The organism is Pseudomonas putida (assembly GCF_025905425.1).
Lineage (GTDB): Bacteria > Pseudomonadota > Gammaproteobacteria > Pseudomonadales > Pseudomonadaceae > Aquipseudomonas > Aquipseudomonas putida_AF.
The window spans coordinates 1,426,109-1,445,825 of record NZ_CP109603.1; the positions used below are offsets into that span (position 1 = coordinate 1,426,109).

The 19,717-nt window shown below is 63.0% G+C and carries 15 protein-coding genes and 1 tRNA gene; 12 read left to right on the top strand and 4 right to left on the bottom strand.

Annotation, left to right across the window (positions count from 1 at the left end; translation table 11 throughout):
- Positions 1-42: 42 nt before the first annotated feature.
- From prpC to prpD, 4 genes are all read left to right on the top strand, one after another.
- Positions 43-1,170, top strand: a complete 1,128-nt coding sequence (gene prpC / locus OGV19_RS06435; protein ID WP_264312607.1) for a bifunctional 2-methylcitrate synthase/citrate synthase — start codon at positions 43-45, stop codon at positions 1,168-1,170.
- Between the two features lie 162 nt (positions 1,171-1,332).
- Positions 1,333-3,921, top strand: a complete 2,589-nt coding sequence (gene acnD / locus OGV19_RS06440; RefSeq protein ID WP_264313894.1) for a Fe/S-dependent 2-methylisocitrate dehydratase AcnD — start codon at positions 1,333-1,335, stop codon at positions 3,919-3,921.
- 204 nt (positions 3,922-4,125) lie between these two features.
- On the top strand, positions 4,126-5,316 hold the full coding sequence (gene prpF / locus OGV19_RS06445) for a 2-methylaconitate cis-trans isomerase PrpF (protein ID WP_264312608.1): 1,191 nt from the start codon (positions 4,126-4,128) through the stop codon (positions 5,314-5,316).
- A gap of 69 nt (positions 5,317-5,385) precedes the next feature.
- A complete protein-coding gene (prpD, locus tag OGV19_RS06450) occupies positions 5,386-6,870 on the top strand; it encodes a 2-methylcitrate dehydratase (protein ID WP_264312609.1) in 1,485 nt (494 codons plus the stop codon).
- 111 nt (positions 6,871-6,981) lie between these two features.
- Here the strand turns inward: prpD and acnB are convergent, their stop codons facing one another.
- On the bottom strand, positions 6,982-9,591 hold the full coding sequence (gene acnB, locus OGV19_RS06455) for a bifunctional aconitate hydratase 2/2-methylisocitrate dehydratase (RefSeq protein WP_264313895.1): 2,610 nt from the start codon (positions 9,589-9,591) through the stop codon (positions 6,982-6,984).
- A 404-nt stretch (positions 9,592-9,995) separates the two neighbouring features.
- Here acnB and OGV19_RS06460 point away from each other — a divergent pair, with 404 nt between their 5' ends.
- A complete protein-coding gene (locus tag OGV19_RS06460; protein ID WP_264313896.1) occupies positions 9,996-10,475 on the top strand; it encodes a DUF1289 domain-containing protein in 480 nt (159 codons plus the stop codon).
- A gap of 132 nt (positions 10,476-10,607) precedes the next feature.
- Here the strand turns inward: OGV19_RS06460 and queD are convergent, their stop codons facing one another.
- Positions 10,608-10,964: a 6-carboxytetrahydropterin synthase QueD gene (gene queD, locus OGV19_RS06465; protein ID WP_033699061.1), complete on the bottom strand. Its 357-nt coding sequence runs from the start codon at positions 10,962-10,964 to the stop codon at positions 10,608-10,610.
- Positions 10,965-11,098: 134 nt separating this feature from the next.
- Here queD and OGV19_RS06470 point away from each other — a divergent pair, with 134 nt between their 5' ends.
- From OGV19_RS06470 to OGV19_RS06490, 5 genes are all read left to right on the top strand, one after another.
- On the top strand, positions 11,099-11,407 hold the full coding sequence (locus OGV19_RS06470) for a PepSY domain-containing protein (RefSeq protein WP_264312610.1): 309 nt from the start codon (positions 11,099-11,101) through the stop codon (positions 11,405-11,407).
- Positions 11,407-11,721, top strand: coding sequence for a PepSY domain-containing protein (locus OGV19_RS06475; protein ID WP_264312611.1), 315 nt, complete (start codon positions 11,407-11,409; stop codon positions 11,719-11,721). The genes OGV19_RS06470 and OGV19_RS06475 overlap by 1 nt, the downstream gene beginning before the upstream one ends.
- Positions 11,722-12,390 (top strand): response regulator transcription factor, encoded by a 669-nt coding sequence (locus tag OGV19_RS06480; protein ID WP_264312612.1) that lies wholly within the window; start codon positions 11,722-11,724, stop codon positions 12,388-12,390.
- A complete protein-coding gene (locus tag OGV19_RS06485; protein ID WP_264312613.1) occupies positions 12,387-13,706 on the top strand; it encodes an ATP-binding protein in 1,320 nt (439 codons plus the stop codon). The genes OGV19_RS06480 and OGV19_RS06485 overlap by 4 nt, the downstream gene beginning before the upstream one ends.
- A 303-nt stretch (positions 13,707-14,009) precedes the next feature.
- Entirely contained in the window at positions 14,010-15,167 is a 1,158-nt protein-coding gene (locus OGV19_RS06490; protein WP_264312614.1) for an HPP family protein, read from the top strand.
- On the opposite strand, the gene OGV19_RS06495 is transcribed toward OGV19_RS06490, so the two are convergent.
- Complete coding sequence (locus OGV19_RS06495) at positions 15,141-16,007, bottom strand: LysR family transcriptional regulator (protein WP_264312615.1); 867 nt, start codon at positions 16,005-16,007, stop codon at positions 15,141-15,143. The genes OGV19_RS06490 and OGV19_RS06495 overlap by 27 nt on opposite strands.
- A gap of 180 nt (positions 16,008-16,187) precedes the next feature.
- Between OGV19_RS06495 and OGV19_RS06500 the strand changes: the two genes are divergently transcribed.
- Positions 16,188-18,077, top strand: coding sequence for a propionyl-CoA synthetase (locus OGV19_RS06500; RefSeq protein WP_264312616.1), 1,890 nt, complete (start codon positions 16,188-16,190; stop codon positions 18,075-18,077).
- Between the two features lie 103 nt (positions 18,078-18,180).
- Here OGV19_RS06500 and zapE read toward each other — a convergent pair whose 3' ends face one another.
- On the bottom strand, positions 18,181-19,266 hold the full coding sequence (gene zapE / locus OGV19_RS06505) for a cell division protein ZapE (protein WP_264312617.1): 1,086 nt from the start codon (positions 19,264-19,266) through the stop codon (positions 18,181-18,183).
- A gap of 309 nt (positions 19,267-19,575) precedes the next feature.
- On the opposite strand from zapE, the gene OGV19_RS06510 reads away from it, so the two are divergent.
- Positions 19,576-19,650 (top strand) — tRNA-Gln (locus OGV19_RS06510).
- The last annotated feature ends 67 nt before the right edge of the window (positions 19,651-19,717 follow it).

Below are 19,717 nucleotides of genomic sequence, written 5' to 3' on the forward strand. Positions count from 1 at the left end.
CCAGCAAGAAATCCATAACAAATTCAAGAAAGGAGAAACACCATGGCCGAAGCAAAAGTACTCAGTGGCGCAGGCCTGCGTGGCCAGGTGGCCGGCCAGACTGCGCTGTCGACCGTTGGCCAGGCCGGTGCCGGCCTGACCTACCGTGGTTATGACGTCCGTGACCTGGCGGCCGGCGCTGAATTTGAAGAAGTGGCCTACCTGCTGTTGTACGGCGAGCTGCCAAACAAAGCACAGCTGGCCGAGTACAAGCATAAGCTCAAGGGCCTGCGTGACCTGCCGCAAGCCCTTAAGGAAGTGCTCGAGCGCATCCCGCGTGACGCCCACCCGATGGACGTGATGCGTACCGGCTGTTCGGTGCTGGGTACCCTGGAGCCTGAGCTGACGTTCGACGCCCAGCACGACAAGACCGACCGCCTGCTGGCGCTGTTCCCGGCCGTGATGTGCTACTGGTACCGCTTCACCCACCATGGCGTGCGCATCGACTGCACCAGCGATGAAGACACCCTCGGCGGGCATTTCCTGCACCTGCTGCACGGCAAGAAACCGAGCGAATTGCACGTCAAGGTGATGAACGTGTCGCTGATCCTCTATGCCGAGCACGAATTCAACGCCTCGACCTTCACCGCCCGTGTTTGCGCTTCGACCCTGTCGGACCTGTACTCCTGCGTCACCGCCGCCATCGGCTCGCTGCGCGGCCCGCTGCACGGCGGTGCCAACGAAGCGGCGATGGAGCTGATCGAACGCTTCCAGAACCCGCAGGAAGCCACGGCCGAACTGCTCAGGATGCTGGAGCGCAAGGACAAGATCATGGGCTTTGGCCATGCCATCTATAAAGAGTCCGACCCGCGCAACGAGGTGATCAAGGGCTGGTCGAAGCAGCTGGCTGACGAGGTGGGCGACAAGGTCCTGTACCCGGTTTCCGAAGCCATCGACAAGACCATGTGGGAGCAGAAACGCCTGTTCCCCAACGCGGACTTCTACCACGCGTCGGCGTACCACTTCATGGGCATCCCGACCAAGCTGTTCACCCCGATCTTTGTCTGCTCGCGCCTGACCGGCTGGGCGGCGCACGTGTTCGAACAGCGTGCCAACAACCGCATCATCCGCCCGAGCGCCGAGTATGTCGGCGTCGAACAGCGCCAGTTCGTGCCGATCGAACAGCGCTGAATAGATCTAGAGAGGCAACCCGTTTCCCTTGTGGGAGCGGGCTTGCCCGCGAAGGCGTCCGACCGGGCAACCGATGTGTACCTGCTGACGCCTTCGCGGGCAAGCCTGCTCCCACTGGGGCGGAGCAACCTTCCGAATCCTGTGACCGAGCCTGATTCCATGATGAACACCGCATTCCGCAAGCACCTGCCAGGCACCGACCTGGACTACTTCGATGCCCGCGCGGCAGTCGAGGCGATCAAGCCCGGCGCCTACGACGGCCTGCCCTACACCTCCCGCGTGCTCGCCGAAAACCTGGTGCGCCGCTGCGACCCGAGCACCCTCGACGCCTCCCTTGGCCAGTTGATCGAGCGCAAGCGCGATCTCGATTTCCCCTGGTTTCCGGCGCGTGTGGTGTGCCACGACATCCTCGGCCAGACCGCCCTGGTTGACCTCGCCGGCCTGCGTGACGCCATTGCCGACAAAGGCGGCGATCCGGCCCAGGTCAACCCAGTGGTGCCGGTGCAGTTGATCGTCGACCACTCCCTGGCCGTCGAGTGCGGCGGTTTCGACCCGCAGGCGTTCGAGAAGAACCGTGCCATCGAAGATCGCCGCAACGAAGACCGTTTCCATTTCATCAACTGGACCAAGAAGGCGTTCAAGAACGTCGATGTGATCCAGCCGGGCAACGGCATCATGCACCAGATCAACCTGGAGAAGATGTCGCCGGTGATCTACAGCGAGCGCGGCGTGGCCTATCCGGACACCTGCGTCGGTACCGACAGCCACACCCCGCACGTTGACGCACTGGGCGTGATCGCCATCGGTGTTGGCGGCCTGGAAGCCGAAAACGTGATGCTCGGCCGTGCCTCATGGATGCGCCTGCCGGAAATTGTCGGCGTCGAGCTGACCGGCAAGCTGGCCCCGAACATCACCGCCACCGACCTGGTGCTGGCCCTGACCGAATTCCTGCGTAAACAGAAAGTCGTCGGCGCCTACCTGGAGTTCCACGGCGAGGGCGCCCGCGCCCTGACCCTGGGCGACCGTGCGACCATCTCCAACATGGCCCCTGAATATGGCGCCACTGCGGCGATGTTCGCCATCGACCAGCAGACCATCGACTACCTCAAGCTGACCGGTCGTGAAGAGCAGCAGGTCAAGCTGGTAGAAACCTACGCCAAGGCCACCGGCCTGTGGGCCGACAGCCTGAGCAGTGCGGTCTATGAGCGCACCCTGAGCTTCGACCTGACGAGCGTGGTGCGCAACATGGCCGGCCCGTCCAACCCGCACGCCCGCGTGGCCACCAGCGACCTGGCGGCCAAGGGGATCGCCGGGGCCTGGGAAGACGTCCCGGGGCAAATGCCGGACGGCGCAGTCATCATCGCTGCCATCACCAGCTGCACCAACACCAGCAACCCGCGCAACGTGATCGCCGCAGGCCTGCTGGCGCGCAATGCCAACAAGCTTGGCCTGGCACGCAAACCCTGGGTCAAGTCCTCGCTCGCGCCAGGTTCCAAGGCCGTGCAGCTGTACCTGGAAGAAGCAGGGCTGGAGGCAGAGCTGGAGCAATTGGGCTTTGGCATCGTCGCCTTCGCCTGTACCACCTGCAACGGCATGTCCGGTGCGCTGGACCCGGTGATTCAGCAAGAGATCGTCGACCGTGACCTGTATGCCACTGCCGTGTTGTCGGGTAACCGCAACTTCGACGGGCGCATCCACCCTTACGCCAAGCAAGCCTTCCTGGCCTCGCCACCGCTGGTGGTGGCCTACGCCATCGCCGGGACCATCCGTTTCGATATCGAAAAAGACGTGCTGGGCGTGGTTGACGGCAAGGAGATCCGCCTCAAGGATATCTGGCCGAGCGATGAAGAGATTGACGCCGTAGTGCGTGCCTCGGTCAAGCCGGAGCAGTTCCGTAAGGTCTACATCCCGATGTTCGCCATCGAGGAGGACCGCGGGCCGAAGGTCGCGCCGCTGTACGAATGGCGCCCGATGAGCACCTACATCCGCCGTCCGCCGTACTGGGAAGGTGCCCTGGCCGGCGAGCGCACCCTGCGTGGCATGCGCCCGCTGGCGGTGCTGCCGGACAACATCACCACCGATCACCTGTCGCCTTCCAACGCCATCATGATGGACAGCGCGGCGGGTGAGTACCTGGCAAAAATGGGCCTGCCGGAAGAGGACTTCAACTCCTACGCCACTCACCGTGGCGACCACCTGACCGCCCAGCGCGCCACGTTCGCCAACCCCAAGCTGTTCAACGAAATGGTGCGCAAGGAAGATGGCAGCGTGCAGCAGGGCTCGCTGGCGCGCATTGAGCCGGAAGGCAAAGTGACCCGCATGTGGGAGGCGATCGAGACCTACATGGAGCGCAAGCAGCCACTGATCATCGTCGCCGGTGCCGACTACGGCCAGGGCTCGTCGCGTGACTGGGCGGCCAAGGGCGTGCGCCTGGCGGGTGTCGAGGCGATCGTCGCGGAAGGCTTCGAGCGGATTCACCGCACCAACCTGGTGGGCATGGGTGTGCTGCCGCTTGAGTTCAAGCCGGGTACGGACCGCAACACGTTGGCGCTCGATGGCAGTGAAACCTACGATGTGCTGGGCCAGCGCACGCCACGTGCAACCCTGACCCTGGTGGTGACGCGCCGTAACGGTGAGCGGCTGGAAGTGCCCGTGACGTGCCGCCTGGATACTGCCGAGGAAGTGTCGATTTACGAGGCAGGTGGGGTGCTGCAGCGCTTTGCCCAGGATTTCCTCGAAGCATCCGCTTAACGGCTGGGGCTGCTGCGCAGCCCATTCGCGGGGCAAGCCCGCTCCCACAGGTTTGCTGTTGTATTGCATCCCTGTGCTGCATCTGTGGGAGGTTTGCTGTTGTATTGCAGGCCTGCGCTGCATCTGTGGGAGCGGGCTTGCCCCGCGAATGGGCCGCGCAGCGGCCCCAAGGGTTGGTGTATTTTCAGACAGGACAGCACAGCTATGGCACACGCACCACAAATCAAGATCCCCGCCACCTACATCCGTGGCGGCACCAGCAAAGGCGTATTCTTCCGCCTCGACGACCTGCCCGAGCAGGCGCAGATCCCTGGCCCCGCCCGCGATGCGCTGCTGCTGCGGGTCATCGGCAGTCCCGACCCTTACGGCAAGCAGATCGACGGCATGGGCGGCGCCACCTCAAGCACCAGCAAGACGGTGATCCTCTCGCGCAGCATCAAGCCCGAGCACGATGTCGACTACCTCTTCGGTCAGGTCAGCATCGACAAGGCCTTTGTCGACTGGAGCGGTAACTGCGGCAACCTCTCCGCCGCAGTTGGCTCGTTCGCCATCAGCAGCGGCCTGGTCGACCCTTCGCGTCTGCCGCGCAATGGCATCGCCACCGTGCGTATCTGGCAGGCCAACATCGGCAAGACCATCATCGCCCATGTGCCGATCACAGAGGGCGAAGTCCAGGAAACCGGTGATTTCGAACTCGACGGCGTCACCTTCCCGGCCGCCGAGGTTCAGCTGGAGTTTCTCGACCCGGCGGCCGATGAAGAGGGCGACGGCGGGTCGATGTTCCCCACCGGTAACCTGGTGGATGACCTGGAAGTGCCCGGCGTTGGCACCTTCAAGGCGACCCTGATCAATGCAGGGATCCCGACCATCTTCATCAATGCCAGCGACATCGGCTACACCGGTACCGAACTGCAGGACGCGATCAACGGCGATCCGCAAGCATTGCTGCGGTTCGAGACCATTCGCGCCTATGGCGCCGTGCGCATGGGGCTGATCGAGCATGTCGATCAGGCGGCCGGGCGTCAGCACACACCGAAAGTGGCCTTCGTCGCGCCGCCGAGCGCCTACACTGCGTCCAGTGGCAAAGCTGTCGCGGCGGCTGACATCGACCTGCTGGTGCGTGCGCTGTCCATGGGCAAGCTGCACCACGCAATGATGGGCACTGCCGCAGTGGCCATCGGTACCGCTGCCGCCGTTCCGGGCACGCTGGTCAACCTCGCCGCAGGCGGGGGCGAGCGCAGTGCCGTGCGCTTCGGTCATCCTTCCGGCACCTTGCGGGTTGGCGCCGAGGCGCGTCTGGCGAAGGGCGAATGGACGGTGACCAAGGCAATCATGAGCCGCAGTGCTCGCGTGTTGATGGAAGGCTGGGTGAGGGTGCCTGGCGATAGCTTCTGACGCACCACTGGCGCTCGGCTTCAAGAGGGGGCTGCAAAGCAGCCCCAGTACTTCTGAAGGGAGCAGATGATGAGCGCCAACGTGGACCTGAACGACCGCCCGGATTACGACCGGGTGCTGCAAACCCTCGCCGACTATGTCCTCACCTACCGGGTTGAATCACCCGAGGCGCTGGACACCGCGCGCAACTGCCTGATGGACACCCTTGGCTGCGGCCTGCTGGCCCTGCGCTTCCCCGAATGCACCAAACACCTCGGCCCGCTGGTGGAAGGCACCGTGGTGCCCAACGGCGCCCGTGTGCCCGGCACCGCTTACCGCCTGGACCCGGTCAAGGCTGCCTGGGATATCGGTTGCACCGTGCGCTGGCTGGACTACAACGACACCTGGTTGGCCGCCGAGTGGGCCCACCCCTCGGATAACCTGGGCGGCATTCTGGCCGTGGCCGATCACCTGTCGCAAAAACACGTGGCAAGAGGTGAAAGCCCACTGCTGATGCGCGAAGTGCTCGAAGCCATGATCATGGCTCACGAGATTCAGGGTGTGCTGGCGCTGGAGAACTCCTTCAATCGCGTCGGCCTGGACCACGTGATACTGGTCAAGGTGGCGTCCACGGCGGTGTGCGCCAAGCTGATGGGCGCCAACCGCGAGCAACTGCTCTCGGCGTTGTCCCATGCCTTCGTCGATGGCCAGGCGCTGCGCACTTACCGCCATGCGCCCAATGCGGGCTCGCGCAAGTCCTGGGCTGCCGGTGATGCGTCGAGCCGGGGTGTGCGCCTGGCCGATATCGCGCTGCGTGGCGAGATGGGTGTGCCCGGTGTGCTGACTGCACCACAGTGGGGTTTTTACGACGTGTCGTTCAGCCATACCAACAAGGATCTGGCGCTTAAACCCTCCGCCCAGCAGGAGTTGCGTCTGCCGCAGCCTCTGGCCAGCTATGTGATGGAGAACGTGCTGTTCAAGGTCAGTTTTGCGGCCGAGTTTCATGCCCAGACTGCCTGTGAGGCGGCCGTCCTGCTGCACCCGCAGGTGCGCAATCGCCTGCACGAGGTGGACCGTATTGTCATCACCACCCAGGAGTCGGCCATTCGCATCATCTCCAAGGTCGGCCCGCTGGCCAATGCTGCCGACCGCGATCATTGCCTGCAATACATGGTGGCGGTGCCGCTGATTTTTGGCCACCTGGTGGCCGAGCATTACGAGGACGTTTTTCACGCTGCCCATCCGAGCATCGACCGCTTGCGCGACAAGATGGAGGTGGTCGAGGACCCGCGCTTCACACGTGAATACCTGGAGGCCGACAAACGCTCGATTGCCAACGGTCTGCAGGTGTTCTTCAAAGATGGCGGCAGTACCGAGCAGGTGGTGGTGGAGTACCCAGTCGGGCACCGGCGCCGGCGGGGGGAGGGCATACCGTTGCTGGAGGCGAAGTTCAGGGAGAACCTGGCGACACGGTTTGCGCGGCAGCGGTGTGTGGAGATTTTCGAGCTGTGCGAGGATCAGCAAAAGCTGGAATCGACGGCGGTGCACAGGTTTGTGGATTTGTTCGTGATTTGAGGTTGCCAATGCGCTTCTCTTCGCGGTCCGACTTGCCCGCGAAAAGGCCCGAAAGAACATAAAAAAACCCCGGCATTTCTGCCGGGGTTTTTTCTTACAGCTTACTGCTGATTACGCCTGAACAACCGGGATCTTGGCGTTGGCCGCAGCCTCGCGGAACTCGGCGATCTGGTCGAAGCTCAGGTAGCGGTAGACGTCGGCAGCCATGCTGTCGATGTCCTGCGCGTACTGCATGTACTCTTCGACAGTCGGCAGTTTGCCGATGATCGAAGCGACAGCAGCCAGCTCGGCCGATGCCAGGTACACGTTGGTCGCGTCGCCCAGACGGTTCGGGAAGTTACGGGTCGAGGTGGAAACCACGGTCGAACCGGTCTGCACACGTGCCTGGTTACCCATGCACAGCGAGCAGCCTGGCATTTCCATGCGCGCACCGGCCTTGCCGTAGATGCCGTAGTAGCCTTCTTCGGTCAGCTGGTGAGCGTCCATCTTGGTTGGCGGAGCCAGCCACAGACGGGTTGGGATGCCCCCCTTGACCTTCTCCAGCAGCTTACCGGCAGCGCGGAAGTGACCGATGTTGGTCATGCACGAACCGATGAACACTTCGTCGATCTTCTCGCCCTGTACCGAAGACAGCAGGCGGGCATCGTCCGGGTCGTTCGGCGCGCAGAGCACAGGCTCTTTGACGTCGGCCAGGTCGATTTCGATGATTTCGGCGTATTCGGCATCGGCGTCGGCCGACAGCAGCTCAGGCTTGGCCAGCCAGGCTTCCATGGCCTGGGCACGACGCTCCAGGGTACGGGCATCGCCGTAGCCTTCGCCGATCATCCAGCGCAGCAGGGTGATGTTGGAAGTCAGGTACTCGGCGATGGCCTTTTCCGGCAGCTTGATGGTGCAGCCGGCAGCGGAACGCTCGGCCGAGGCGTCGGACAGTTCGAACGCTTGCTCGACAGTCAGTTCGTCCAGGCCTTCGATTTCCAGGATGCGGCCGGAGAAGGCGTTTTTCTTGCCCTTCTTCTCGACGGTCAGCAAGCCCTTCTGGATGGCGTAGTAAGGGATGGCATGAACCAGGTCACGCAGGGTGATACCAGGTTGCAGTTTGCCCTTGAAGCGCACCAGGATCGACTCTGGCATGTCCAGCGGCATGACGCCGGTGGCGGCGGCGAAGGCCACCAGGCCGGAACCGGCCGGGAACGAGATGCCGATCGGGAAGCGGGTGTGCGAGTCGCCACCGGTGCCGACGGTGTCAGGCATCAGCATGCGGTTCAGCCAGCTGTGGATGATGCCGTCGCCTGGGCGCAGCGACACGCCGCCACGGGTGCGGATGAAGTCTGGCAGGGTGTGGTGGGTGGTGACGTCGATCGGCTTCGGATAAGCCGCGGTATGGCAGAACGACTGCATCACCAGGTCAGCGGAGAAGCCCAGGCACGCCAGGTCTTTCAGCTCGTCACGGGTCATCGGGCCAGTGGTGTCCTGGGAGCCGACGGTGGTCATCTTCGGCTCGCAGTAGGCACCTGGGCGCACGCCCTGGCCTTCTGGCAGACCGCAAGCACGGCCGACCATCTTCTGCGCCAGGGTGAAGCCCTTGTCGGACTCAGCTGGCTGCTCTGGTTTTTTGAACAGGTCGGAAGCACCCAGGCCCAGTTCGGCACGGGCTTTTTCGGTCAGGCCACGGCCGACGATCAGCGGGATACGGCCGCCAGCGCGGACTTCGTCCAGCAGTACTTCGGTTTTCAGCGCGAAGTTGGTGACCAGCTCGTCGCTGCCGTGACGGCGCACTTCACCTTTGTACGGGTACACGTCGATGACGTCGCCCATGCCCAGGTTGGTGCAGTCGAATTCGATCGGCAGGGCGCCGGCGTCTTCCATGGTGTTGTAGAAGATCGGGGCGATCTTGGTGCCGAAGCAGAAACCGCCGGCGCGCTTGTTCGGCACGTACGGAATGTCGTCACCGAAGAACCACAGCACCGAGTTGGTGGCGGATTTACGCGACGAACCGGTACCGACCACGTCACCGACGTAGACGACCGGGAAGCCTTTGGCCTTGACCGCTTCGATCTGGGCCAGTGGGCCGACCGAACCTGGCTGCTGTGGCTCGATGCCGTCGCGGGCCATTTTCAGCATGGCCAGGGCGTGCAGCGGGATGTCAGGGCGCGACCAGGCGTCCGGGGCAGGGGACAGGTCGTCGGTGTTGGTTTCGCCAGGCACCTTGAACACGGTCAGGGTGTACTTGTCGGCGATGGCCGGACGCGAGGTGAACCACTCACCGGCAGCCCAGGACTCCAGCACGGCCTTGGCGTGGACGTTGCCCGCCTTGGCTTTTTCGGCCACGTCGTGGAAGGCATCGAACATCAGCAGGGTGTGCTTGAGCTTTTCGGCCGCGACGGCGCCCAGTTCGGCGTCATCCAGCAGCGCGACCAGCGTCTCGATGTTGTAGCCGCCCTGCATGGTGCCCAGCAGCTCGGTGGCGAGCTTGCGGTCGATCAGCGGGGATTTGGCTTCGCCCTTGGCCACGGCGGAGAGGAAAGCGGCCTTGACATAGGCAGCTTCGTCCACCCCTGGTGGAACGCGGTTGGTGATCAGGTCTACGAGGAAGGCTTCTTCGCCGGCCGGCGGGTTTTTCAGCAGCTCGACCAGGCCTGCAGTTTGTTCGGCGTTCAGCGGCTGGGGCACGATACCCAGGGCGGCACGCTCTTCGATGTGTTTGCGGTAGGCTTCAAGCACAGTTATTACCCTCATCAGTGGTCCCTAAAGGGAGTCCGGGACGCTCATCCAGCATTCAATGCACCCATGCGCAATCACGGCTTCTTGGGCCGCCCAGCCAGGGTCGCAGAGAATCCTTACAGAAGCTGCTTTCAAAGTTTTACGCCTGCAGAACGGGGAGCTGATGAGGGCTGGCGCGGGCATGCGAGGGTGCATGGCCCGGGCCAACGCCGTTCTACCGGATTAACTGTGCTCGTGACGCTTTGAAAACAGCTTCCAACGGACATTGTTGCCTTGAAAAGGCGGTGTGATTCTACGGCAAAAAAAGCCCGAAGGTAAGGCGGCGAAGATGACTTTAACGAGTGACCCTGGTTAGACAAAGGGCTAACATGGGCCCGTGTTCCACCGCCAAGCCGTTGTTTTTCATGTCCAACAAGTCCATCAAGACCCCTTGCGTCGGCCTGTGCTCCACCGTCTACGGAGACACGGTATGCCGTGGCTGCAAGCGTTTTCACCACGAAGTGATCAACTGGAACGGCTACGACGACGATCAGAAGCGCGCCGTGTGGCTGCGTCTGGAGCAGTTGCTGGTGCAAGTGATGATGGCCAAGCTGGAAGTCTTCGACAAAAGCCTGCTGCGCCTGCAATTGGAGCAGCGTTCCATCCGCTTTGTGGAACAACAGTCGGAGTACTGCTGGGCCTACCAGTTGATCGCCCGTGGGGCACGGATGATCCGCGACCTGGAGGCTTACGGCATGGTCTTGCTGCCCGAGTTTCGTGGCTGGGAGCTGCCGCAATTGCGTGATGCGATCGACCGGGAGTTCTTTTTGCTGTCCGAGGCGCATTACCAGCGCTATATCGCCCCAAGCTTCTTGCGCGATGCCCTGGAGAATGGGCAGGGTTGATACCCTTGTCGTGAATTTGCCGGCCTCTTCGCGGGGCAAGCCCGCTCCCACAAGTGCCCCACAATATTCAGAATATGTGGGGCACTTGTGGGAGCGGGCTTGCCCCGCGAAGAGGCCGGAATATGTCTCGGATCAGTCCCCGGTATACTCACACCCGCTGGTGCAGGTTTCATGAATGCGCACCTTGGACAGCTCTGGCAGCAGCGGCTTGACCTGCTCCCAGATCCACTTGGCGATCACTTCGCTGGTGGGGTTTTCAAGCCCTGGAATGTCATTGAGGTAGTTGTGGTCCAACTGCTCGTAGATCGGCTTGAAGATCGCCTTGATCTCGGAAAAATCGCGAATCCACCCGGTGTGCGGATCAAGGGGGCCGGTCAGGTGCAGGCCGACCTTGAACGAATGGCCATGCAGGCGACCGCATTTGTGCCCGGCTGGGACGTGGGGCAGGCGGTGGGCCGATTCGAATGTGAACTCTTTGAAAATTTCCACGCTGTCAGAACTCTGTATGAATCAATAATGCGCGCAGTTTATCATGGCGCCAGCTGTTTTCAGGTTGAATTAAGGACCGCTGGGTAATCTTAACCCCGTAGACAACTTGAACATTTCTCAGGAGAGAAGACACGATGAAAACCTTGACTGCCCTGTTCACCGCTGCCGCCCTTGCCCTGGGCGCCAATGCCGCTTTCGCCAAGGACGTTCAGCCCGACGAAGTGGTCAAACTGGTCAACGCCAAAACCATCAAGTCGCTGGATGAGCTCAAAGCCACCGCCGTGGCCAAGCACCCAGGTGCCACCGTGACCGATTCGGAGCTCGAAGACGAATACGGCCGCTACATCTACAAGGTCGAGCTGCGCGATGCGCAGAACGTCGAGTGGGACGTCGACCTGGATGCCAAGACCGGTGAAGTACTCAAGGACGCGCGAGACAGCTGATGATCCACTTACCGCGGCCGGCACGATATTTGGCGCTTTCGCTGCTGGCCGTCTGTTCCCTGGCGGCTGCCCGTGACCTCGATCAGGATGAAGCCCTGGCATTGCGCCAGAAGGGCGTCATCCTGCCGCTCGAACAGCTGCTGGAAACCGCCCTGGGGCGTTACCCTGGCGCGCGTTTGCTGGAAGCCGAGCTGGAACAAGACGACGATCGCTACGAATATGAAGTCGAATTGCTGACCGCCGAAGGGGTGGTACGTGAAATCAAGCTCGACGCCAGTACCGGTGCCCTGCTCAAAGACGAGGAAGACGACTGAATGCGCCTGTTGCTTGTCGAGGACAATGTGCCGCTGGCCGATGAACTGATCGCCGGTCTGCAGCGCCAGGGCTATGCCGTGGACTGGCTGGCCGATGGCCGCGATGCGGTGTACCAGGGCCAGAGCGAACCCTACGACCTGATTATCCTGGACCTCGGCCTGCCAGGTTTGCCGGGGTTGGACGTGCTGGCCCAGTGGCGCACAGGCGGCCTGGCCACGCCGGTGCTGGTGCTGACGGCGCGCGGTTCCTGGGCCGAACGCATCGAGGGCCTGAAGGCCGGCGCCGACGATTACCTGAGCAAACCCTTCCACCCGGAAGAGCTGCAGTTGCGCATCCAGGCCTTGCTGCGCCGTGCGCGCGGCCTGGCCAATCAACCCACTCTGGAAGCTGCCGGCCTGCACCTGGATGAAAGCCGCCAATGCGTGCGCCGCGATGGGGTCGATATCCAGCTGACCGCTGCCGAGTTTCGGTTGTTGCGTTATTTCATGTTGCATCCCCAGCAGATCCTCTCCAAAAGCCACCTGGCCGAACACCTCTACGATGGCGAGACCGAGCGGGATTCCAATGTCCTTGAAGTGCACGTCAATCACCTGCGCCGCAAGTTGGGCCGCAGTGTGATCGAGACCCGCCGGGGGCAGGGCTACCTGTACGCCGGGAGCGTCGAGTGAAGTCGATCCAGGCGCGTTTGAGCCTGGGCCTGGTGGCGGTGCTGGTGGTGGTCGGCGTGGTGCTTGCGCAACTCACCTTGTGGTTGTTCGAGGCCGGCCTGCAGCGCTACCTGGAAAACGGCTTGCGCAAGGAAAGCGAGAACCTGCTGGTGGCCCTGGTGCGCGGCCCTTCCGGGTTGCAGTTGGACGAGCGACGCATTTCCGCTGCCTACCAGCGGCCGTTTTCCGGTTATTACTTTCGCATCGATTTTGACCAAGGTACCTGGCGCTCACGTTCGCTGTGGGACCTGGACATGCCCAAGCCGGCTGCGCCTGGGCTGTCTGATAGCCACGAACTAGGCCCTGAGGGGCAGCAACTGCTGGCGCTGCGTGCCGACTATCGACGCCTGGGGCAGGACATCTCGATCAGCGTGGCGCAGGATTACTCACCCGTACGCGAAGGCTTCCGGCGCATGCAGCAGATCGGCCTGGGCATGGGGCTGGTGGCGTTGATACTGGTGCTGGTGCTCCAGCGCATCACGGTGAAGCGCTCGTTGCGCCCGCTGGAGCGTGCCCGTCAGCAGATTGCCCAGTTGCAACAGGGCCAGCGCTCGCAGCTGGACGCCGAAGTCCCTGTAGAGCTGGCGCCGCTGGTGGGGCAGATCAACCATTTGCTGAGCCACACCGAAGACAGCCTGCGCCGCTCGCGTAATGCCCTGGGCAACCTTGGCCATGCGCTGAAGACGCCGTTGGCGGTATTGCTGAGCCTGGCGTCCAGCGAGCGTTTGAAAGGCCTGCCCGACGTGCGCGAGCAAATGCGCGCACAGCTTGAGCAGATTCAGCAGCGCCTGGCGCGCGAACTCAATCGGGCTCGCCTGGCCGGTGACGCTTTGCCCGGTGCCCAGTTCGACTGCGACGCCGAATTGCCAGGGCTTTTGGGCACGTTGGGGATGATCCATGGCGAAGGCCTGTTGCTGGCGCGGGACGTGCCGCCTGGGCTGCTGCTGCCGTGGGACCGCGAAGACGTGCTGGAGTTGCTGGGCAATTTGCTGGACAACGCCTGCAAATGGGCCGACAGCGAAGTGCGCCTTGGGATTGCGCCGAGCGACGCGGGTTATCAGTTGTGGGTTGACGACGACGGCCCCGGCATTCCTGAAAGCCAGCGCCTGCAGGTGTTGGAGCGGGGGTCGCGGCTGGATGAGCAGGTCGATGGGCATGGCCTGGGGCTGGGCATCGTGCGCGATATCGTCGAGGCCTGGGGCGGGCGGCTGACACTGCTTCAGAGCCCATTGGGCGGGTTGCGGGTCAGCATCGACTTGCCGCGCAGGGCTAGATAATGCCGGGGCCGCTTTGCGCCCCTTTCGCGGTGCAAGGCCGCCCCCACAAAATTGCCGTGAGTCCTAGAGCGGCGCGCAGTGGCCCCATGACCAGATCACCACTGCAAAAAAATTGCAGTACAGCGGCATTTTTTTGAATTGGCCCTCGCCAACCCGGCCCGGCACAATCCCCTCACGAAACTTCCCAGTTTCCATCTCTCCACGGACGGAGCCCCTTGCGTTATTGCTTTGGCAATACAGGGCCCAGGCCAGCTCGGCTGGGCTTTCTTTTTAAACAGTAAAACCACGATTTCGATTATTCACATGCCTGCCTCGCGTTCCGAAAGTCGTCTGCAGCGGCTGTTGCCCGCGCCCCTGAATATTCCCCCCAAAGAATGGCTGCGTGCTGGAGCGGGTGCCTTGCTCGGCCTGTTCCTGGCCGGCTGGCTCACCAGCATGGCCTACGGCCCTGGCATCGCCTTGCATCTTCTGGGCCCCTTGGCTGCCTCGGCAGTGCTGGTGTTTGCCGTGCATTCGGGGCCTTTGGCCCAGCCTTGGCCCGTGCTGGGCAGTTACGCCGTGGCGGGTGCCGTCGGCCTGGCCATGCGTCAGGGCTTCGGGCCTGAGCTGTGGGTGGCTGCTGCGGCCCTGGCGATCTCGGTGCTGGTGATGTGCCTGCTGCGCTGCCTGCACCCGCCAGGCGGTGGTGTAGCGGTGAGCGCGGTGCTGGCCGACTCGGGGCTGACGGCGCTGGGTGATCATTTGCTGGAGCCGGTGCTGCTCAATGCGTTGATCCTGGTGGCGGTGGCGGTGATCTACAACCGCCTGACCGGCGTGCGCTACCCCAAGGGCGTTGCCCCACGCAAAGAGTTGCATCACACCCATGACCCGCTGCCCAGCGAGCGTGTCGGGGTCAGCGGCGCCGACCTGGACCAGGCGCTTGAAGAATTGGGCGAGTTCGTCGATGTCACCCGCGACGAACTGGAACGCATCATCCTTGCCACCGAACAGCATGCCCTGCAACGCAGCCTTGGCGGTATCACCGCGGCATCCGTGATGTCCCGCGATGTGCAGTTCGCGTCACCGGACACCACCCTGGAGCAGGCGTGGAAAATGCTGGCCAGCCATCACCTGAAAACCCTGCCGGTGCTGCAAAACGGCAAGCTGGTGGGCATCGTCAGCCTCAGCGACTTGGTCGGGCCGGCCATGCAGCGGGGGCAGTTCCGTTGGCGCGGCCTGTTGCGGCGCAAGGCGGTGCGCATGGAGCAGGTGATGAGCCGACGGGTGATCAGTGTCGGCAGTCAGCACCCGCTGGAGCGCCTGTTGCCACTGCTGTGTGAACAAGGGTTGCACTGCCTGCCGGTGCTCGACAGTGGCAAGCTGGTCGGGGTGATCACCCAGACCGACCTGATCGCTGGGCTCAAGCGCCAGTTGCTCAGTGCCGCTGGCAACGCCTCAGATAACCGGGTCCCAGCGCTGTGACCAATCGCTGGCGCCGGCGGCCACCAGCCGGCGCAGTATCGCGAACGCCTGTTGCAGCGCTTCGCTGTCGCGCTTGCGTGGGTACACCAGGAACGTCGGGTAGGTGAATTCCGGCGCCTGGGGCACCCGCTCGAAGACACCGTTGTCTAGGTAGGCCTGCACCACGCGGGTGCGGAAGTAGCCACTGCCGCCTTGGTCGAGGATGAACTGCAGGGCGAGCGGGCCGAGGTTGAAACTCAGTGCCGGGCGTGCGCAGTCGGGCAGGGCAGCGTCGTGCTGGCGGCGGAATGCCTCTCCCCAGTCGATGTAGATGTACGGATCTGGTTGGTCGACCCGGCGCACGCGGATCAGCTTCTCCTCCATCAACTGCTCCACCTGCAAGCCTGGGCCGTAGGTCGGCTGATAGACCAGCGCAGCGTCCAGCAGGCCCATTTCGACCTTGCGCAGCAGCGATTCGCCATCGCTCACCTCGCTGCGGATGGCATGGCTGGGCAGCTCCCGGTGCAGCGCACTGACCCAGTCGAGCATCATCGGGTTACCCAGGCTCACTTCGCCGCCAACATGCAGCACTTGCTGGCAACCTTCGGGCAGCGGCAGGTCACGGCGCGCCGCTTCCCAGGTCTGCACCAGCTGGTTGGCATAACTGACGAAGGCCTCGCCATCGCTGGTCAAGCTGGCGCCGTTGCGGCTGCGCACGAACAGCTGACAGCCCAGTTGCTGTTCCAGGCGCTGCACCCGTGCTGTGATCGCAGTCTGTGACACGAACAGGCGTTCGGCGGCGGCGACCAGGCTGCCGCAGCGCACGATTTCCAGAAAGGTACGGGCCTGATCGATATCCATGGGCTGCTCTGTGGCTGAAGGGGAGGCCTATTCTAGAGAATTTGCACTGTTATGGGGCGTATTCGCGTTGTCTGCAAATTTGCAGGTCGGTTGTGACTTTAGTCCCATGGCGGGCCCGGCGTGGCGGTCCATACTCAAGTTTCGCCCTTCAATAACAACAAGTACCGGGTTCTCTTCGACATGACTTATCAGCACAGCTACGCCCATTCCATCGCCGACCCTGCCGCTTTCTGGGCCGAACAGGCCGCGCACCTGGCCTGGCATCGCAAACCTTCCCTGACCCTGCAGGAAAACCCTGACGGCACCCACCGCTGGTTTGCCGACGGCCGCCTGAACAGCTGCCACCTGGCCCTCGACCACCAGATCGAGCAGGGCCGTGGCGAGCAGTTGGCGCTGATCTATGACTCGCCTGTGACCGGTCAGCAACAGACGTACACCTACCGCCAATTGCGCGATGAGGTGGCACGCCTGGCGGGCCTGCTGCGGCAGTTGGGGGTGAGCCAAGGGGACGGGGTGATCATCTACATGCCCATGGTGCCTCAGGCCGCCATGGCCATGCTGGCGTGCGCGCGGATTGGCGCGGTGCATTCGGTGGTGTTTGGCGGTTTTGCCGCCAACGAGCTGGCCTTGCGCATCGATGATGCCCGGCCCACGTTGCTGCTTACTGCCTCCTGTGGCTTGGAATTCGACCGGGTGATCGAATACAAGCCGTTGGTCGATCGCGCCCTGCAACTGGCCCGTCACCAGCCCCGCAATGTGCTGGTACTGCAACGGCCCCAGGCCCGCGCCCAACTGCAGCCAGGCCGTGACCTGGACTGGCTGCAGGCGCTGGCAACGGCCGAGCCGGTCGCCCCTGTCGAGCTGGATGCCGGTGACCCGCTGTACATCATGTACACCTCCGGCACCACCGGAAAGCCCAAGGGCATCGTGCGTGAAAACGGCGGCAACGCGGTCGCCCTGTGCTATGCCATGCGCCACATCTATGGCATGCAGGCAGGCGATGTGTGGTGGGGTATTTCCGACGTGGGCTGGGTGGTCGGCCATTCGCTGATCGTCTACGGGCCGTTGATGAGTGGCTGCACCACCGTGTTTTACGAAGGCAAGCCGATACGCACCCCAGACGCCTCCGCCTACTGGCGCGTGGTCGAGCAGTACAAGGTTAACGCGTTGTTCTGCGCGCCGACCGCCATGCGTGCGATCCGCAAGGAAGACCCGGACGGTGAGCGGATCAAAGGGCACGACCTGAGCTCGCTGCGTCAGGTGTTCCTGGCCGGGGAAAAACTCGATTCGAGTACCCATGAATGGCTGGAGCGGGTCAGCGGCAAGCCGGTGCACGATCATTGGTGGCAGACCGAGACCGGCTGGCCGGTCACTGCGCCCTGCGTCGGGCTGGAGGGTAGCGCGGCGCGACCGGGTTCAAGCAACCGTGCAGTGCCGGGGTACAACGTGCGTGTGCTGGACGATGACGGCCATTTGCTGGGGCCGAACCACCAGGGTTCGATTGTGATCGCGCTGCCGTTGCCGCCTGGTTGCAGCCAGACGCTGTGGGGGGATCACGAGCGCTACCTGCAGGCGTACCTGCGCACCTACCCCGGCTATTACCACACCGGCGATGGTGGCTACCTGGACGATGACGGCTTCGTCTACATCATGGGGCGCACGGATGATGTGATCAACGTTTCCGGGCATCGCCTGTCCACCGGTGAGATGGAGGACCTGGTGGCGCGTCACCGGGCGGTGGCCGAGTGCGCGGTCATCGGCGTGCATGACGATATCAAGGGCCAGGTACCGCTGGCACTGGTGGTGCTCAAGGATGGCGAGGGCATTGCCGAATCGCAGCTGCTGGTGGACCTGGTGGGCAGTGTGCGCGAGGAAATCGGCGCGCTGGCGTGTTTCAACCGGGTGCGGTTGGTCAAGCGGTTGCCCAAGACCCGGTCGGGGAAAATTCTGCGGGCGGTGCTGCGCAAGATTGCCGATGGGCAGGATTATGTGCCGCCGTCGACCTTGGATGATCCGGCGGTGCTGGGGGAGATCGAGGCGGTGTTGGCGGACCTGCCACGGGCGGGTTGATTGGGTGGCATTGATGGCCCTTTCGCGGGGCATGCCCGCTCCCACGGGAATCCCTCGGTTTTCAGGTTCTGTGGGAGCGGGCTTGCCCCGCGAATGCGCCAGTTCAGCCAATAACGTACTCAGGCCCCACCTGATGCAACTGCCCCAACCGGCTGCGGGTGCGCATCAGGTCGGCAATCGCCCCGCCCAGGCTCTCGTCCAGCGGCCGTCGCCCGATCACTGTCACCTGTTTGTCCTGGTCATACAGCACATCCACCAGGTTCACGAACCGCTGTTGCGCCGCCAGCGAACATTCCGACAAGTCGTCCAGCCCATCGATGATCCACGTATCGTAATGCGCCGCCAGCGCCAGGTAATCAATCACAGCGGTTGGCTGCTCGCACAGGTCATCGAAGGCGAACATTAACTGCCGGCCCTCATGGGCCAGTGCGCGCAGGCTGCGTTTATTGATGTCCAGGGTGGTCGGCTGCGCACTCGGTACATTCAGCGCCTGTCGTTGCTGGGCAGTGCCGGGCCACACATAGTGCCCCTGGGTGAACCGCTGGTGCTCGCGGTTGGCCGGCAGGCTGCGAAAGTCAGTGTCGCCGCCAACTTCCAGTACTTGCATCCGCCCCTTGATCAGGCGGATCACCGGCAGAAAGCGTTCGTGGTACAGCGGGTTGGGCAGCAGCCCTTCAGGTGCGTAGTTCGACGTCACCAACAGGAATACCCCACGCTCGAACAGCGCGGTGAACAGCCGGGTGAGCAGCATGGCATCACCAATGTCATGCACATGGAATTCGTCGAAACACAGTACCCGGCACTGGCCCAGCAACTCGTCCAGGGTTGCCCCCAGCGCGTCGTCCAGCGCCCGGTGGCGGTGCATGCCCTGGTGCAGGCGGGCAAAGAAATCATGGAAGTGCAGGCGCCGCTTGGCCTCTACCGGTACGGCCTGGAAAAAACCGTCGAGCAGCCAGCTTTTGCCACGGCCGACCGAGCCGTACAGGTACAGGCTGCGCGGTTGCCCCTGATCAAGCTGCGCCAATTGCTCGGCCATGCACTGGATGACCTGGCGCTGGCCGTCACTGAGCTGATAGCCACGGCTGCTGGCCTTGTCTTCGAACCAGGCCAGCAATTCGCTCTCGGGGGCAGTGCTTGCGCGCAGGCGCTGGCCGAGCTGACGCAGCGGGGTAGGGATCCAGGCAGGCAAATCGATAGCTCCTTGGTCGATGGCGGTGCAGGGCGCAGCTTGCGCGAGGGGCGCCATTTTGACCAATAGAGAAAGCAGGGGGCAATGATCGCCTGACGAGATAGGTCGGCTGGCATTCAGCCTTTACGTTCCGGTTGGCGCTGCGGCCTTGCCCGGGGGAAGGGACTAACTTGCTGTTTTAAAGCATTTTTTTTACATCGGGGGGTTCACAGACGCAAATAATGTTGTTAAAGTGCCGCGCATTCCAAGACAACAACCCAGTTGTCACACAGTTGGAATTGTCAGGGCAGCATTAGCTGCATCCGATACAGGGGCGTCGCCAAGCGGTAAGGCAGCAGGTTTTGATCCTGCCATGCGTTGGTTCGAATCCAGCCGCCCCTGCCATTTTCTGAATCAAACACTTATTTCTACTCGGTGCTTAGCAAGATAAGCGCTGAGTTTTGTCGTTTCT

Excerpts from the sequence above, each read along its gene's own strand:
- OGV19_RS06460 (WP_264313896.1), top strand. The coding sequence starts at position 9,996 with ATGTCCAACAAGTCCATCAAGACCCCTTGCGTCGGCCTGTGCTCCACC.
- OGV19_RS06470 (WP_264312610.1), top strand. The coding sequence starts at position 11,099 with ATGAAAACCTTGACTGCCCTGTTCACCGCTGCCGCCCTTGCCCTGGGC.
- prpF (WP_264312608.1), top strand. The coding sequence starts at position 4,126 with ATGGCACACGCACCACAAATCAAGATCCCCGCCACCTACATCCGTGGC.
- OGV19_RS06500 (WP_264312616.1), top strand. The coding sequence starts at position 16,188 with ATGACTTATCAGCACAGCTACGCCCATTCCATCGCCGACCCTGCCGCT.
- OGV19_RS06490 (WP_264312614.1), top strand. The coding sequence starts at position 14,010 with ATGCCTGCCTCGCGTTCCGAAAGTCGTCTGCAGCGGCTGTTGCCCGCG.
- OGV19_RS06475 (WP_264312611.1), top strand. The coding sequence starts at position 11,407 with ATGATCCACTTACCGCGGCCGGCACGATATTTGGCGCTTTCGCTGCTG.
- prpC (WP_264312607.1), top strand. The coding sequence starts at position 43 with ATGGCCGAAGCAAAAGTACTCAGTGGCGCAGGCCTGCGTGGCCAGGTG.
- prpD (WP_264312609.1), top strand. The coding sequence starts at position 5,386 with ATGAGCGCCAACGTGGACCTGAACGACCGCCCGGATTACGACCGGGTG.
- OGV19_RS06495 (WP_264312615.1), bottom strand. The coding sequence starts at position 16,007 with ATGGATATCGATCAGGCCCGTACCTTTCTGGAAATCGTGCGCTGCGGC.
- OGV19_RS06480 (WP_264312612.1), top strand. The coding sequence starts at position 11,722 with ATGCGCCTGTTGCTTGTCGAGGACAATGTGCCGCTGGCCGATGAACTG.
- acnD (WP_264313894.1), top strand. The coding sequence starts at position 1,333 with ATGAACACCGCATTCCGCAAGCACCTGCCAGGCACCGACCTGGACTAC.